The sequence below is a fragment of the Hymenobacter polaris genome (genome assembly GCF_012927305.1).
Taxonomy (GTDB): domain Bacteria; phylum Bacteroidota; class Bacteroidia; order Cytophagales; family Hymenobacteraceae; genus Hymenobacter; species Hymenobacter polaris.
Genome location: NZ_JABBGH010000003.1, coordinates 479,282 through 493,205, shown reverse-complemented (window position 1 = coordinate 493,205; position 13,924 = coordinate 479,282). Strand labels below are relative to the sequence as shown.

At 66.0% G+C, this 13,924-nt stretch carries 17 protein-coding genes; 7 read left to right on the top strand and 10 right to left on the bottom strand.

Annotation, left to right across the window (positions count from 1 at the left end; all coding sequences use genetic code 11):
• Positions 1-6: 6 nt before the first annotated feature.
• Both HHL22_RS18545 and uxuA read right to left on the bottom strand, forming a co-directional pair.
• On the bottom strand, positions 7-858 hold the full coding sequence (locus tag HHL22_RS18545) for an SDR family NAD(P)-dependent oxidoreductase (RefSeq protein WP_169532890.1): 852 nt from the start codon (positions 856-858) through the stop codon (positions 7-9).
• Between the two features lie 59 nt (positions 859-917).
• Positions 918-2,111: a mannonate dehydratase gene (uxuA, locus tag HHL22_RS18540; RefSeq protein ID WP_169533520.1), complete on the bottom strand. Its 1,194-nt coding sequence runs from the start codon at positions 2,109-2,111 to the stop codon at positions 918-920.
• Between the two features lie 326 nt (positions 2,112-2,437).
• Between uxuA and HHL22_RS18535 the strand changes: the two genes are divergently transcribed.
• The 3 genes from HHL22_RS18535 to HHL22_RS18525 all read left to right on the top strand — a co-directional run bounded on the left by HHL22_RS18535 (position 2,438) and on the right by HHL22_RS18525 (position 6,284).
• Positions 2,438-3,625, top strand: a complete 1,188-nt coding sequence (locus HHL22_RS18535) for a LacI family DNA-binding transcriptional regulator (protein WP_169532889.1) — start codon at positions 2,438-2,440, stop codon at positions 3,623-3,625.
• 131 nt (positions 3,626-3,756) lie between these two features.
• On the top strand, positions 3,757-4,605 hold the full coding sequence (locus HHL22_RS18530; RefSeq protein WP_169532888.1) for an energy transducer TonB: 849 nt from the start codon (positions 3,757-3,759) through the stop codon (positions 4,603-4,605).
• Positions 4,606-4,700: 95 nt separating this feature from the next.
• Positions 4,701-6,284, top strand: coding sequence for a diadenylate cyclase (locus HHL22_RS18525; protein ID WP_169532887.1), 1,584 nt, complete (start codon positions 4,701-4,703; stop codon positions 6,282-6,284).
• A gap of 187 nt (positions 6,285-6,471) precedes the next feature.
• On the opposite strand, the gene HHL22_RS18520 is transcribed toward HHL22_RS18525, so the two are convergent.
• From HHL22_RS18520 to HHL22_RS18500, 5 genes are all read right to left on the bottom strand, one after another.
• Positions 6,472-6,969 carry a PaaI family thioesterase gene (locus HHL22_RS18520; protein ID WP_169532886.1) on the bottom strand — a complete coding sequence of 166 codons (498 nt, stop codon included), beginning with the start codon at positions 6,967-6,969 and terminating at the stop codon, positions 6,472-6,474.
• Positions 6,970-7,016: 47 nt separating this feature from the next.
• Positions 7,017-7,460, bottom strand: a complete 444-nt coding sequence (locus tag HHL22_RS18515; protein ID WP_169532885.1) for a PPC domain-containing DNA-binding protein — start codon at positions 7,458-7,460, stop codon at positions 7,017-7,019.
• A 19-nt stretch (positions 7,461-7,479) separates the two neighbouring features.
• The gene (locus HHL22_RS18510; RefSeq protein WP_169532884.1) at positions 7,480-8,757 is read right to left on the bottom strand and encodes a DUF4097 family beta strand repeat-containing protein; all 1,278 of its coding nucleotides are present in this window, start codon (positions 8,755-8,757) and stop codon (positions 7,480-7,482) included.
• Entirely contained in the window at positions 8,747-9,571 is an 825-nt protein-coding gene (locus tag HHL22_RS18505) for a hypothetical protein (RefSeq protein ID WP_169532883.1), read from the bottom strand. The genes HHL22_RS18510 and HHL22_RS18505 overlap by 11 nt, the downstream gene beginning before the upstream one ends.
• 127 nt (positions 9,572-9,698) lie before the next feature.
• A complete protein-coding gene (locus tag HHL22_RS18500; RefSeq protein WP_169532882.1) occupies positions 9,699-10,277 on the bottom strand; it encodes an RNA polymerase sigma factor in 579 nt (192 codons plus the stop codon).
• Between the two features lie 316 nt (positions 10,278-10,593).
• Between HHL22_RS18500 and HHL22_RS18495 the strand changes: the two genes are divergently transcribed.
• Complete coding sequence (locus tag HHL22_RS18495) at positions 10,594-10,986, top strand: Hsp20/alpha crystallin family protein (RefSeq protein WP_169532881.1); 393 nt, start codon at positions 10,594-10,596, stop codon at positions 10,984-10,986.
• Between the two features lie 151 nt (positions 10,987-11,137).
• Here HHL22_RS18495 and HHL22_RS18490 read toward each other — a convergent pair whose 3' ends face one another.
• Both HHL22_RS18490 and HHL22_RS18485 read right to left on the bottom strand, forming a co-directional pair.
• Positions 11,138-11,464: a hypothetical protein gene (locus HHL22_RS18490; protein WP_169532880.1), complete on the bottom strand. Its 327-nt coding sequence runs from the start codon at positions 11,462-11,464 to the stop codon at positions 11,138-11,140.
• A gap of 79 nt (positions 11,465-11,543) precedes the next feature.
• Positions 11,544-11,813, bottom strand: coding sequence for a VF530 family protein (locus tag HHL22_RS18485; RefSeq protein WP_169532879.1), 270 nt, complete (start codon positions 11,811-11,813; stop codon positions 11,544-11,546).
• A gap of 105 nt (positions 11,814-11,918) precedes the next feature.
• Here HHL22_RS18485 and HHL22_RS18480 point away from each other — a divergent pair, with 105 nt between their 5' ends.
• Complete coding sequence (locus HHL22_RS18480) at positions 11,919-12,788, top strand: glycoside hydrolase family 25 protein (RefSeq protein ID WP_169532878.1); 870 nt, start codon at positions 11,919-11,921, stop codon at positions 12,786-12,788.
• Positions 12,789-12,863: 75 nt separating this feature from the next.
• Here the strand turns inward: HHL22_RS18480 and HHL22_RS18475 are convergent, their stop codons facing one another.
• Entirely contained in the window at positions 12,864-13,088 is a 225-nt protein-coding gene (locus HHL22_RS18475; protein ID WP_169532877.1) for a hypothetical protein, read from the bottom strand.
• An 80-nt stretch (positions 13,089-13,168) separates the two neighbouring features.
• Here HHL22_RS18475 and HHL22_RS18470 point away from each other — a divergent pair, with 80 nt between their 5' ends.
• Both HHL22_RS18470 and HHL22_RS18465 read left to right on the top strand, forming a co-directional pair.
• Positions 13,169-13,585, top strand: a complete 417-nt coding sequence (locus HHL22_RS18470) for a septal ring lytic transglycosylase RlpA family protein (protein WP_169532876.1) — start codon at positions 13,169-13,171, stop codon at positions 13,583-13,585.
• A 126-nt stretch (positions 13,586-13,711) separates the two neighbouring features.
• Positions 13,712-13,921 (top strand): hypothetical protein, encoded by a 210-nt coding sequence (locus HHL22_RS18465; RefSeq protein ID WP_169532875.1) that lies wholly within the window; start codon positions 13,712-13,714, stop codon positions 13,919-13,921.
• Positions 13,922-13,924: the final 3 nt, after the last annotated feature.

The window sequence follows — 13,924 nt, the reverse complement described above, 5'->3', positions numbered from 1 at the left end:
TAGGGCCTAGAAACCAATGGAGTTGCCCCCATCCACGGGTAGCGAAACCCCAGTGACGTAGCGCGCGGCGTCGGAGGCCAGAAACACGGCAGCGTGGCCGATGTCAGCGGGCTGGCCAAATTTGCCCATGGGCGTGCGGCGCATGGCCCGGTCGCGCCGGTCGGGGTCCGAGTTCATGGCCGTGCGGCTCATCTCGGTGTCAATGAAGCCAGGAGCAATGGCATTGACGCGCACGCCGTGGGCCGAAAACTCCGACGCCAGCACCTTCACCATGCCTTCCACGGCCGACTTGGACGCCGCGTAGGCCACCACCCGGTCGATGCCGTAGTAGGCGGCCATCGACGAAATCATGATGATGCAGCCACTGCCCCGCGCCACCATGCGCCGCGCGGCAGCCCGCGTCAGGGCAAACACGGCGTTGAGGTTGGTGTGGATAATGCGGCTAAAATCCTCGTCCGTTACTTCCAGGGCGGGCTTTTTCAGGTTGATGCCCGCGTTGTTTACCACCACGTCGAGCGGACCGTAGGTATTTTCTACCTCCTCCACCAGCCCATCGAGGCCAGCCAGGTCGCAGATGTCATTTACCAGGTAGTGAGCGCGCTCGCCCAAGCTGGTGCAAGCCTCGGCCAGCACCGCCTCGCGCCGGCCCGTGATGATGACGGTAGCCCCAGCCTCGGCCATGCAGCTGGCAATGGCTAGCCCAATGCCGCTGCCGCCGCCCGTGATGAGGGCCACCCGGCCTTCGAGCGAAAATACCCCTAGGCCCGCGGGCGTAGGCGCGGCGGCGTGGCCATTGGCCGCGTGGCCGTTGGTAGCGTGACCATTAGCCGGGTAAGGAACAGTAGACAGTGCAGACATATACGTGAAACATAATAAGTAACAAGTTGAAAACTAGCAGCCAAACTCCTTAAAGGCTCCTAGGGCTGGGCGCGGCGCAGAGCATACTCCAGGCCGCGCAGCTCGGCCAGGCCCTTGAGGCGGCCAATGGCCGAGTAGCCGGGGTAGGTGCGCTTGGCGGTGCTTAGGTCGTCGAGCAGCTGGTGGCCGTGGTCGGGGCGCATGGGCAGGGGCGGGCGCTGGGTTTCGCCGGCAGCCTCGCGGCGGCGTTCCTCGGCCACCAGCGCGCCCACCACGGCGTACATGTCCACGTCGCCGGCCAGGTGGTCGGCCTCGTGGAAGTTGCGCGGGTTGTCTTCGCGCTTGGTGGTGCGCAGGTGCGCAAAGTGGATGCGCGGCCCAAAGCGCGCTATCATGCCAGCCAGGTCGTTGTCGGGGCGCACGCCCAGCGAGCCCGTGCAAAAGGTGAGGCCGTTGGCGGGCACGTCGCAGGCGGCCAGCAGGGCGGCCAGGTCGTTTTCGGTGCTCACCACCCTAGGCAGGCCCAGCAGCGGAAAGGGCGGGTCGTCGGGGTGAATGCAGAGCCCGATGCCCACTTCCTCGGCCACCGGCGCCACCGCCCGCAAAAAGTAGTGCAGGTTCTCGGTCAGTGCCGCCGCGTCAATATCGCGGTACTCGTTTAGGTACGCTTGAAAGCTACTCAGCTCAAACGTCTCTTCCGAGCCGGGCAGGCCCAGTAGCACCGTGTTGGTAAGCTGCGTAATCTCGGCCGGGCTCATAGCGGCAAACTGCGCGCGGGCGGCCGCTTGCACGGCGGGCTCATAGTCGGCCGCGGCGCCGGGGCGCTGCAAAATGCAGAGGTCGAACAAGGCGAAGTCCTGCCACACGAAGCGCAGGGCGCGCGCGCCGCTGGGCAGCTCGTAGCTCAGGTCGGTGCGCGACCAATCGAGCACGGGCATGAAGTTGTAGCACACGGTGCGCACGCCGCAGGCGGCCAGGTTGCGCAGGCTCTGCTGGTAATTGGCAATGAGCTGCTCGCGGGCGGGGCGGCCCTTCTTGATGTCCTCGTGTACGGGCAGGCTCTCGACCACCGCCCAGTGCAGGGGCGCGTGCGTGGCGTTGTCGGCCTCAATCAACTGCTGGCGCTCCCGAATGGCGGCCTCGCTCCACACTGCACCCACCGGCAACTGGTGCAGGGCCGTGACGATGCCCGCGCAGCCGGCCTGCCGAATGTCGAACAATGAAACCGGGTCGTTGGGCCCGAACCAGCGCATGGTGTGCAGCACGTCTAGCTTATTTAAAAAATACAATTGTTAATTTATGGCAATCGAATAAGCAGCTTAAAAACCACTCCGCTGATGAGTGAGTGCTTGCTCATTTTTTACCCAAATGTAACGGCAGGTATTAGGCTCGCAATAGGCTAAAAACCTAAAAAACAAGCCATTTTCATAGAAAATCTATCGGCAACGTTTTCGCAATCGCTACCGATAGCTGATTTTCCTTGTTTATTACTAAATTATTTTTAAGTATTTTTTTCTCGCTACCAACTTGCGCCTTAGAACTTATCTTTACATTATCCATCTTCCATCCCACCCCACCAATGGTTAAGTGCGTAAAGTGCCACAGCGCCGACGGCGTCATGAAAGCCGGCTTCGTGCGGGGCCGACAGCGCTATTTCTGCCGGGCCTGCGAATACCATTTTACGGAGGCGCGGCCGGCCGGCGAAACCCTGGGGCGCCGCCGCCACCAAGCCACCCTAGGCGACGTGGCGCGGGCCGTGGGCGTGGCGCCGTCCACCGTGTCGCGGGCCATTAATGGGCATTCCGACATCAGCCCCGTCACGCGCCAGGCCATTCTCGACGCGGCCCGCCAGCTCAGCTACCAGCCCAACCTGCTGGCCCAAAGCCTGAAAAACCAGGCCACCTACACCATCGGCGTGCTGATACCCGACCTGGAGCGGCCGTTCTTCGCTACCGCCGTCAGCGGCATCCAGCAGGTGGCTACCGAGGCAGGCTACCGGGTCATGATTTGCCAGTCGAAGGAGTCGTACGCCACCGAGGTGAGCAGCGTGCAAGCCTTGATTGCCAGCCAGGTAGACGGCCTGCTCATCTGCCACTCGCGCGAAACCGAGAACTTCGACCACGTGAAGGAACCGGCGCTGCGCGGTATTCCGGTGGTGCACTTCGATAGGGTGTGCAACGAGGTGAACAGCGCCAAGGTGATTCTGGACGACCACCGGGGCGCGTTCGCCATCACCGAGCACCTCATTGAGCAGGGCTGCCAGCGCATTGCCATCCTGGCCGGGCCGGCCTCGCTGCTCATCAGCCAGCAGCGGCAGGCGGGCTACGAGGCCGCCCTGCACAAGTACCGGCTGCCGGTGCGCGAGGAGTTGTGCGCCCACATCGACTTCCGGCCGGCTTCGGCGGTGGCTGCGCTCGATGCCTGGCTGGCCCTGCCCGAGCCCCCCGATGCCATTTTTGCCATCAACTACACCAACGCCTTCGATTTGCTGCTGGCCCTGCGCAGCCGCGGCCGGCGCGTGCCCGAGGATATCGCCATTGTGGGTTTCGGCGACGAGTTTCTCTCGGCCATGATTGAGCCCAGCCTCACCACCGTCAACCTGCATCCCTACCGCATTGGGCAGCAGGCGGCGATGCTGTTTCTGGAGCAGGTGCGGCAGCGCGAGCGCTTCCAGCCCCACACCACCGTCATTTCGGGCGATTTAATTATCCGGCAGTCGTCGCTCAAGGGCCAGGGGCAGGGCCAGTCGTTTCAGCTCAGCATTTAGGCCCTAGGGCCAAGGAGCCGTAGGGTTTGTGCTTGGCCCTAGGGCCTCCTACCGGCTAGCAGCAGCCCAACTATAAGCCGAACGGCTGGCCGTAATTTTGCGGGGATAACCGTCCACTTATCCTCGCTTTTATGAAGCCCTATTTCCTGGCCCTAGGCCTGCTGGCCGCCGCGCCCGCCCTGGCCCAAACCACCGACAAGGTCAAGCTCAAGTACAAAGACCCCAACGACCCCAAGCGCATTTACGACGCCGTGGAGCAGCCGGCCGTGCCCAAGGGCGGCCCCCAGGCCTACGCCGACTACCTGAGCACGCACCAGAAATACCCAGCCGCCGCGCTGCAAGCCAAGCAGGAGGGCACCGTCAACGTGAGCTTTGTAGTAGAAAAAAACGGCACCGTGGATGAGGTAGCCGTAACCCAGCCCGTGGCGCCGCTGCTCGATGCCGAGGCCATCCGCCTCATCAAGGCCGGGCCGCGCTGGACGCCCGCGCACTCGCACGGCCAAGTGGTGCGCCAGCGCGTGGCAGTGCCGGTGAGCTTCGTGCTGGCCCCCGGCTCGGGCGACGTAGTGCAGGTGGCCGGCAAACTGGCCGACGCGAAGCCGCTGCCGCCCGGCGCCGTGGCGGCCGCGCCCGGCACGGTATCGACGGTAGGCACGACCGCCAACGGGGCGGGCATCATCCGGCCCGATAAGTCGGCCCAGCCAGTGGGCGGCAACGCGGCCTTTTTTCAGTACCTGCAAACCAACCAGAAATACCCTGCCCTGGCCCGGCAGCGCCACATTCAGGGCCGCGTGATGGTGGAATTTACGGTGCAGCCCGATGGCTCGCTGACCGACGCGCGGGTGCTGCAAAAAAAGGGCTCGGGGCTCGATGAGGAGGCCGTGCGCCTCATTAAGGCGGCGCCCAAATGGGAGCCGGCCCAATTTCAGGGCCAGCCGATAAAGCAAAAGATGACCTTGCCGGTTATATTCCAGCTGTAGGCCGCGCTGGGCGGGAGTCTTTTTTCGAGCTGGCGCGTCAAGTAAGGGTTGGGTTTATCCGTCTACTTAGTCTACGGTCCTTTTCCTGCTGCCCTATGTCGTACGTCGAAGTCGCCACCGTTCCCGTTACCCACCGCATCTGGCCGCACGAGCGGCGCTACCGCAACGCCGCGCAGGCCATTGCGCAGGCGCTGTTCGACGCGCTCGACGACGAGCTGCAACCCTACGTGCAGGTGCTGGGCTTGCCGGTTGACCCCAGCCTGCCCATTGTGCAGGAGGTGGGCCCCGACGGCACCGAGCTGCCAACCGAGCCGCTCGCCGACGTGGCCGAGCGCGGCCGCATGCTGGTGCTACTCGGTCAGATTCCCCTGCCTACCACGCCCCTCGACGACACCATCAACCCCGAAGACCTGCGCAACCGTCTCATTGGCAAAGGTATCCGCATGGTTTTGGTGCCGGTGCTGCAGGAGCTGGCCGAGGGTGCCGACCACGAGTATTTCAGTACCTGGCCCCTGCTGCTCAACGGCTACTACGTGTGCACCATCCTGCGCGTGCAGCGCAAGCCGCTGCGCGCCTACCCGGCCCTGAAGCCAGGCCGCGCCTACACCGACGGCCGCCCGCTGCCCCACTCGCTGCTGAACGCCGCCATGACGCGCTTCAACGAGGAAACCGTGAAGGCCCTGACCGAGCCCGAGCCGGGCGCCGGCCTGCTCTACCGCCCCCGCGACACCGAGGAACTGCTGCGCGCCGCCGGCCGCGGCCTGCTCGACGCGCCCGCCCTGGCCGTGGGCTCGGCCGACTGGAATTCCGGCGAGCGCCTGGCGCGGGGCAGCAGCACCGCCCCCGGCGCCGAGCGGCTCTTTTATATCATCAATACCATTTCGAGTTTGCGCTACGAGGGCGCCGAGGGCGTGGGCTGCCTGCTGCTGGCCCGCCGCGGCCACCCCAACCTGGAAGAGGTATTCGCCCTGACCTGCCCCGTGGACCTGACCGACTACCGGGCCGTGCGCAAGCTATTGGAAATGACCACCCCCGGCATTCACCTGCTAGCCGATGCCGACAAGGTGTACGCCCTAGGCCGCGAGGTGGGCACCTACGACGCCGAGCGCGAGGACCTCTTCGCCTTCCACTTCCTGACCTACTACACCTGGGAGCTGGCCCACGCCGGCCACACGCTGCTGCGCTGCCGCTACGGCCTGCCCGGCCTGGCCCGCCCCCGCCTCAACCGCCTCAGCTTCAAGCGCGAGTACAAGCGCACGTTCGGCATTCCGAAGGCCGAGCAGCTGGAGCGCCTCTGGCAAGTGGTGCTCGAAGCCAGTCGCCAGCCCAAGGGCACGCTGCTGGTCATCACCACCGAGGCGCTGGCCGAAGCCGACCGCCTCAAGCTGCAGTGCACGCTCATCGAGCCGGTGGTGCTCACGCCCACCATCACCCAGCTCGTCACGGCTATCGACGGCGCCGTTATGCTCGACCCGCAGGGCTACTGCTACTCCATTGGCGTCATTCTGGACGGCAAGGCCAGCAGCGGCCACGGCAACAGCACCCGCGGCGCCCGCTACAACTCGGCTATCCGCTACGTCGAAAGCTCCGACTTCCCGACCCTGGTAGTGGTAGTGAGCGAAGACGGCATGGTGGACGTGATGACCAAGGAAAGCCTAGAAGAAGAGCGGGCGAAGTAGGGAAAATGGGGGGAATGCGGAAAATGTAAGGAATGAAAAAAGGCGGTCATGCTGAGCTTGTCGAAGCATCTCTACCGCGTAAGTAATCCTGGCGTTTAGAGTTAGTGGCGCGGTAGAGATGCTTCGACAAGCTCAGCATGACCGCCTTTTTTCATTCCTTACATTTTCCACATTTTCTACATTTTCCTTATTTCTTCGCCTTGAACGACCACGTGACGCGGAACACGGCCACCACGGCGCCGGCTTCGTCGCGGCCGGTGCTAGTGCACACGGCGGTGCGGCCCTCGCCGGTGGCGCGGCTCTCGGCCAGGGCGGCGGCAATGGTGGCCCCGTCGGCGCAGGTGAAGACGATAGTACCCACGGCTTTCTTGCTAAACTCGGCCTGCAGGCTCACCACCAGCATGGAAGCCCGCCCCGCCCCTTGCAAGTGCAGCTGCCCCTGAATGCCCGACGCCAGCTCGGCCGCCATGGCCAGGCAGGCAAAATAGAGGCTGCCAAACGGGTTTTGGGTGAGGTACTTGTAGCGGATAGCGACGCTGGCTTCGGTGGCCGTGAGGGTGCGCAGGCGCAAACCCGCCAGCCACGCCATGGGCAGCTTGCGCAAGAAAAACAGTCGCAGCTTGGCGGGGCTGAGTACCTGCCGCCGGTAGGCTTGCTGGGCGGCGGAAAGCAGAGGTTCGGGCATCGCGGGGCAAGTAGGAAAAGCGCGAAGCTACTGCCCCCAGAATTGGCCTAGGGCTGCCGCGGCGGGGCAGCGGCCGGCTTCACCACCAGCTCGTAGTAGCCGAAGGTGGGGTCAATTTCGCGCGTAAACTCCAGTTCGGGCAGGGCGGCTAGCACAATTTCGGCGGTGGTGTAGATGCGGCAGCCGGCCAGTAGGTGCCCCCCTAGGGTGCGCCCGGTACCGTCGGCCACGCTCAGGTGCAGGTGCGCGCCGCCAGTAGCCGAGAGCGTGCCCACCAGCGACACAATCTCGAAATGCCCCTGGTAGTACGTAGCCGCCTCCTGATTGGCCAGCCGCAATACCACCTCGGCGAGGCTGCCCACGCAGGTGAGCACCGCGCTAGCCCCTAGGCCCTGCGCCGCCACAAAAGCCCCTAGGGCCTCGCGCAAGTCGTCGCCCGGTTGCAGGCGCAGGGCGTAGGCCCGCAGGCCAGAGGAAGGGGCAGCAAACATACCCAAAAAGGAAAACGGCCTACTTGCTGAAGCGCACCGTGCCGTTGCGCACCCGGATGTTGACGTTGCCGGCGCGGGGGCCCGGCACCCGGCCGCCGCCGTACACGCCCAGCACGTCGGCGATGCCGGGCTGGTTTTCGCCCTGCTGCAGAATATGTACCAGCTTCTTATCAACCAGCAGCTGGCCCTGCTCGGTGCTCACGTCGAAGCGGAAGCCGGGCGTGGCTTCGGCAAAGCCCAGCCGGATGGTGCTGTTGTCGCCGTCCAGAGTCACGCGCTTGAAGTTGGCGCCCATATCGCGCACCTCAAAGTCGGGGCAGTAGCGCACGGCCATGTCTAGGCCCTCGCTCAGCTTGGCCACGCTAAAGCGCGAGTAGCCCGACGAGCCCCGCAGGTTGCGCACCGACCCGAGGGCCACGTCGCCGTATTTGCTGTGCACCACCAGGTCTTGCACCGTGCGCAGGTCCACGTCGGCGTAGTTGGTGCGCAGCGTCAGCTGCTCGCCCTCGTCCACGCGCAGGCGGGCGTAGTCGGCCTCCAGGGCCGCCTGGCGCACGAAGGGCAGCGTGGCGTCGCCGTTAGCAATGCGCACGGTGCTGCCGGCGCCCAGCAGGCGGTCGGTGCGCAGGCTGCCGTAGTTCACGGCCAGCTGCACGGGGCCCTGCCAGTCGCCGGCCAGCGTCACGGCCGCGAAGGAGGTGCTAATACGCAGAGCGGTGGTGGCGGGCAGCCACACGGTGTAGTTTACCTCGTAGCGGCAGCCGCCGCTGCACTTGCCCTTCAGGCCCGGCCCAAACTGGGTGGCCACCGCGGGCCCGCCCGTGTGGGCGTCGTAGTCGAGCCACTGCACCCCTAGGCCGTCGAGCAGGGCAGCGGCCGTAGCGGGCGTTTCGGCCCGCGCAATCAGCTCGGCTTCCACTTTTATCTCGGGCCGGCTCCAGGCGTTCACGCGCACCTTGCCGTAGCGCGTGTCGAGCGAGAATGCTTGGCCAGGCTGGCGCACGCGCAGCCGCCGGGCAAAGCGCCGCCGCTGCTCGATGGGCGGCAGGGTGGCGGGCTGCGCATCCGATTGATACTGCGCGGCCGGCTCGGTTTGAGCCGGGGCCGCCGGGGCAACTGGCGCCTCCTGCGTGGCCGGCTGCCCGGCGCCGCCCGCCGAGGCCGGGGCCAGGTAGTAGGTAGCAACGCCGTGCTCGCCCGCATTGTCGGCGCCCGCTTGCGCCCAGGCAGCCCGGCCCGGTAGCCCTAGGGCTCCACTCAAGGCCAGGGCCAGCGAGTAGCGAAAGCTAGCGCGCATGGTGGTGCCCCACGTTGTCGGCCACGCTGCGGCTGTCGGCCAGCGTGTAGTCGCCCCCTAGGGTGCTGGGGTTCTGGGCCAACTGGTCGGCGCCGCGCAGCTCCAGCTGCCGGTCCAAGATGTCGAGGCGGAATTGCAGGTTGCGGTTCATGGCCGTGAGCACTACTTCGGGCTGGGGGTGGCTGGGCAGGTCGCGCTTCAGCTGCTGGTAGCTCGAGTCGAGGCTCACCAGCGCGGGTACCCACTCGGCTTCCGTGTCGGGCGCCAGCTGGCGCAGCTGGTCCTGGCGGTCTTGCAGCTGGGCGGCGTAGTAGCGCTCCATGCCGTGCACGGCCGTATCGAGGCGGGCGTTGCCGTTTGAGCCGCCCTGGCTGGCCGCCATCACGCTGGCGTCGGCCCCCAGGTAAAGGGCTGCGTCGGCAGCGTCGCGGCGCGAGTCGGCGGCCTTTAGGCGCGCGGCGCGCGCCATTATTAAGGGCGGGTGCTGGGTTTTCCACAGCTCGCCCAGGCCGGCCGCCACTACCAGCGCGGCCAGCGCCAGGGCTAGGCCAGCGTACTGCCAGCGGCGGCGCTGGGTGCGCAGGGCCAGCTGGGGCAAGGCCGGCGGCGCTAGCTGAGCGGCGGCCGGAACCGGGCTAGGCGCATCGGTAGCCAGCACGCTTAGGCGGGGCTGGCTGGCCGGGCTGGGCTGCTGGTCGGCATCCAGGCGGCTCAGCAGCACGTCCCACAGCTCGGGCCGGGGCTCGTGCAGGTCGAAGTCGGCGCGGTGCCGCTCCGCAAAGTCTTCTAGTGAATAAGGCTTAATAGGTTCCATAATAAATAAGCCGCGCAGCGCTGTTCGGGGTTAGCTAACGGGCCGGGCCAGCGCCGGGCGGCGGTAAAATGCAGTATCGGAAAGGAGAGAGGAAGTGATGAGCTTACGTAGACGGCAGGCCCTAGGGCTAGCTGAGGCCACGCTCGGCGGCCAGCTCGCGCAGCCGCTGCCGCGCCCGGCTGTACTGCGACTTGGAAGTAGATTCGGTAATACCCAGGATACCAGCTATTTCGAGGTGGTCGTAGCCTTCGAGCAGGTACAGCGTCAGCACCACGCGGTAGCCGTCGGGCAGCTCCTGAATGCAGCGCCGCAGCACGTCGGCGCGGTACTGCTGCTCCTCGGCTTCCTCGCGGGCGTGGGGCGTTACGGCCTCGGCGGCGGGGGCCGCGTCGTGGTGAAAATCCTCGAGCGGCACCAGTTGCAGGCGCCGCTGCCGCAGGCAGTTGATGCTCTTGTTGACGACGATGCGCTTGAGCCAGGCCCCGAATGACGAGTCGCCTTTGTAGCCGCTCAGCTCGCGAAACGCGCTCAGAAACGACTCTTGCAGCACGTCTTCGGCCTCGGCGTAGTCGCCCGTAATGCGCAGGGCGGCGTTGAACATGGCCTTGGAATAGCGCCGGTACAGCTCGGCCTGGGCCAGGCGGTCGTTGAGGCGGCAGCGCTCTACCAGCGGCGCGTTGATGTCGATATAAGCGGCAGCTTCCATAGGCAGGTACTAGGCTGGGAGGGGGCGCAAAGGTCGGGCTTTCGGAGGGGGTAGTAGCACACAGACAAGCGCCGCCCCAGCTTGGTTGCACCACCCCCTGGGGCAGGCGGCGGCCCCTAGGACGGCGCAGCAGCCAGCAGCCCCGCCCTGGCGCACCGGCCACTATGGCGGGTAGTCCGCCAGGTTGGCAAAAAAACGCGCTCAAAAAGTCGCTCCAACTGCCAATTTAGCTGATTTCCAGCCTCCCGGCTTGGCTAACCAGATTGGTACGGTAGTTGGAAATACGTTAGCGAAGCCACTATAACGGCTCTGTGTTATGAAACTTATCAGCCGCGAGTTTATCCGCAATATCGCCCCTCAGCTTGACCTGTTGAATACCATCGGTGGTGGGGTGGCGCAGCCCCAGCTGCGCATCAACCAGCGCCCCAAGGGCGTAGTGCTGCACGTGTCGATGCCGGGCGTGGCGGCCGAGAGCTTCCACGTGGTGCTGAAAGACAACCAGCTGACGGTGTACGGCGAGTTTCGCCACCAGCCCGACGACCAGCTGGCCGCCCCGCTGTTCGTGCAAACCCTGAAGCTGCCCCAAAACCTCGACCTGCTGGCCATTAACGCCACGCACGAGGCCGGTGAGCTGCGCGTGGCTATTCCCTTCAAGGACCCCGCCGCCAGCCAGCCGCGCGAAATCGACATTCAACCGGGCAGCAACTAAGTTGCCCGGCCCTTCGATACGGCCGGGACCGACCGGCCACTGCCTACGCTGTTCATAACGCCGGGACCGACCGGCCCGAAACCTGTTCTTCACCCTCTTGAGAGCCACTGCCCCCCAGCAGTGGCTTTGTTATGCCCGGTCCCCTAGGGCCTTAGCTGTAGAAAAGAGGGATAAGCAGCCCAAAGCCCACCAGCAAGCTCAGGTAAAACCAGCCCATCACCTGCCCGCGGTAGCGGCGCGGCAGGCGGTTGTTAAGCAGCAGCGTAGCCGTGAGCACCAGGGCCAGGTGCAGCAGCAGAAAGGCAATGGTTTTCACCCAGTTGCTCACGATGGTATTCTCGGGCTGCATCTGGTTGGCCTCGCCCAGGCCCGACGTCAGCCAGCGCAGCAGCTCATACGCCAGCCCCTCGAACGCGACGAAGCAGCCGAAGCCGAGCAGCAGAGCCAGGGGGCCAGAGCGGGGGCGAACGTCAGCCATACTATTAGAGAGACTACTGGGGCAAATAGGAATGACGGCGCGGGCAGCGCCCTAGGGCCCTTGGCGCCCCCCAAAGGCCCTAGGGCAGCCGCCGGCCCAACACCTCGGCCGTGCGCAGGGCAATGTACAGCTCCTCCACCTTGGCGCGGGCCCAGGGCGTGCGGCGCAAAAAAGTGAGGCTCGACTTGAGGCTGGGGTTGACGGCGAAGCAGTTGAGGCGCAGACGCTTATCCAGCTCCTCGAAGCCGTAGTGCGCCACCAGGTACTCGAGCAGCGCGGCCAGCGTGACGCCGTGCAGCTCGCGGATGAGGTAGCCGCTGGCATCGCGGGCGTCGGCGGGCGGGGGCATGGGGCAGCGAGGGGGCTAGGCAAGAAAGGCGCAAGCTACGGCCGGCCCCGCATACGGCGGCGGGCGCGGCGGGCGTTACTTTTGACCACTCGCCCCGCTGGTTGTATGCCCGAGCTACCCGTTTCTACTCCTGCTTTGCGCGGGGCCCCGGCCCGCCCGCCGGCCCCGCGCCGGCCCTGGCGGCAGTGGGTGCTGGCGGCCCTGCTGCTAGGGCTGCTGGGCGGCGGCGCCTACTACCTGCGCCACCAGCGCCAGCTCAACCGCTACGCCCGGCGCACCTGGGCCACGCTCACCTGGCGCTACCTCACGGGCCGCGAAAGCACGCCGCTGCTGGCCGGCTACTCGGTGCACGGCATCGACGTTTCGGCCTACCAGGGGCGCATCGACTGGCCGCAGGTGGCGCGCCAGCAGGTGCGGTTTGCCTTCATCAAAGCCAGCGAGGGGGGCAGCCTGCGCGACGCCCGCTTTGCCCGCAACTGGCGCGAGGCCCGCGCCGCCGGCGTGCTCTGCGGGGCCTACCATTACTTCCAGCCCAACCGCGACGGCGCGCAGCAGGCGGCGCTGTTCATCAAAACCGTGCCGCTGCGGCCCGGCGACCTGCCGCCGGTGCTCGACGTGGAGGCGCCCCGCTTTCATGACGTGGCCGCGCTGCGCCGCCAGGTGCAGCAGTGGCTGCAGGCCGTGCGGGCGCACTACGGCGTCAGCCCCATCCTCTACACCAACTACGCTTTTTACCGCCGCTACCTAGCCGGGCACTTCGACGAGTACCCGCTGTGGCTGGCCCACTACGAGGTGGCGCAGCCCACGCTGCCCGCCGAGCGCTGGATTATCTGGCAGCATTCCGACGAGGCCTACGTGCCCGGCATTCGCGGCACGGTCGATTTCAACGTGTTTCAGGGCAGCTACGACGAGCTGCTGGAGCTGCGCCTGCCCGCGCCCCTGGCCCAAAAAGAACCCCAGCCCAGCCGCCACTAGCAGCCCGGCCGGGGTTTGCGCCACGAGGGGCGGCCTAGGGGGCGCCGGTAGCCCTAGGGCCCGGCGCCGCGCCAGCTAGAGCTTGAGCCTTACTTTACCATTTTTCACCTTGGCTTTGCCAAACGGAGTTTTCAGCTTGCCGTCTTTCAGCTTGCCATCGCGTTTCTCCAGGTTCTTGAGTTTGGCATTACCTACTTTGACTTTCTCGACGTCGGGTAGGGTTTGAGTTGGGGCGGCGTGGGCGCCGACGGTAGCGCCGCACAAGACCAGCGCGGCCACGAGGGAAAGATAGTTTTTCATGGATTAACAGGTGAAAAAAGCGAGGAAGTAGCAAGTCGTCAGCCGCAAGTTTTTTTTCAAAAAGGATGCCAGCAACGCCTATGAATACGAAATTTTGGCCACCTTGGCCGGCGGCGCGTTGGTGCCGCCTGGCGGCCGGCGCGGCGGCCAGCCTGCTGCTGGCGGCCTGCGGCACCAGCCGCCCGGCCTTCACCGAAAGCGGCCAGGGCTCGTACTACGCCGATAAGTTTGCGGGCCGGGCTACGGCCAGCGGCGTGCCCTACCGGCCGGGCCGGCTCACGGCAGCCCACAATTCGCTGCCCTTCGGCACCCGCATCAAGGTGACCAACGTGCGCACCGGCCGCTCGGTGAAGGTGGTGGTGAACGACCGCGGCCCCCACGTAAAAGGCCGCATAGTGGACGTGTCGAAGCGCGCCGCCGCCAAAATCGGGCTGCTCGATGCGGGCGTGGCACCGGTGCGTTTGCGCGTGGTGCGGGCCGCCCCCGGCCGCCGCTAGCGCGCGGTCCTAGGGGGTGGCGGCCGGGGCAAGCGGCCTTTGGCGCGGGGCGGGCCCTAGGGCCTGGCCCCACAAAAAAGGCGGCCCCCGCTTGGTGCGGGGGCCGCTTGGTGCCATCTTCGTAGTATGAATATTCGCAAGCGCCTCAGCAGTTGGACCGTGCCCGTCGATGGTAGCCGTTTCGTAGCGCTGGCGGGCTTTGTGCGGGCGGCCGAGCAGCAGGGCTGGGCCGACCCCGAAATCCAGTTTATCATCGACGAGGTAGTGGCCGCGCCCAGCGACGACGCCGGCCGGGCCATTCTGGTCGAGTACGCGGTGGGCTTCGCCCGCAGCTAAGGG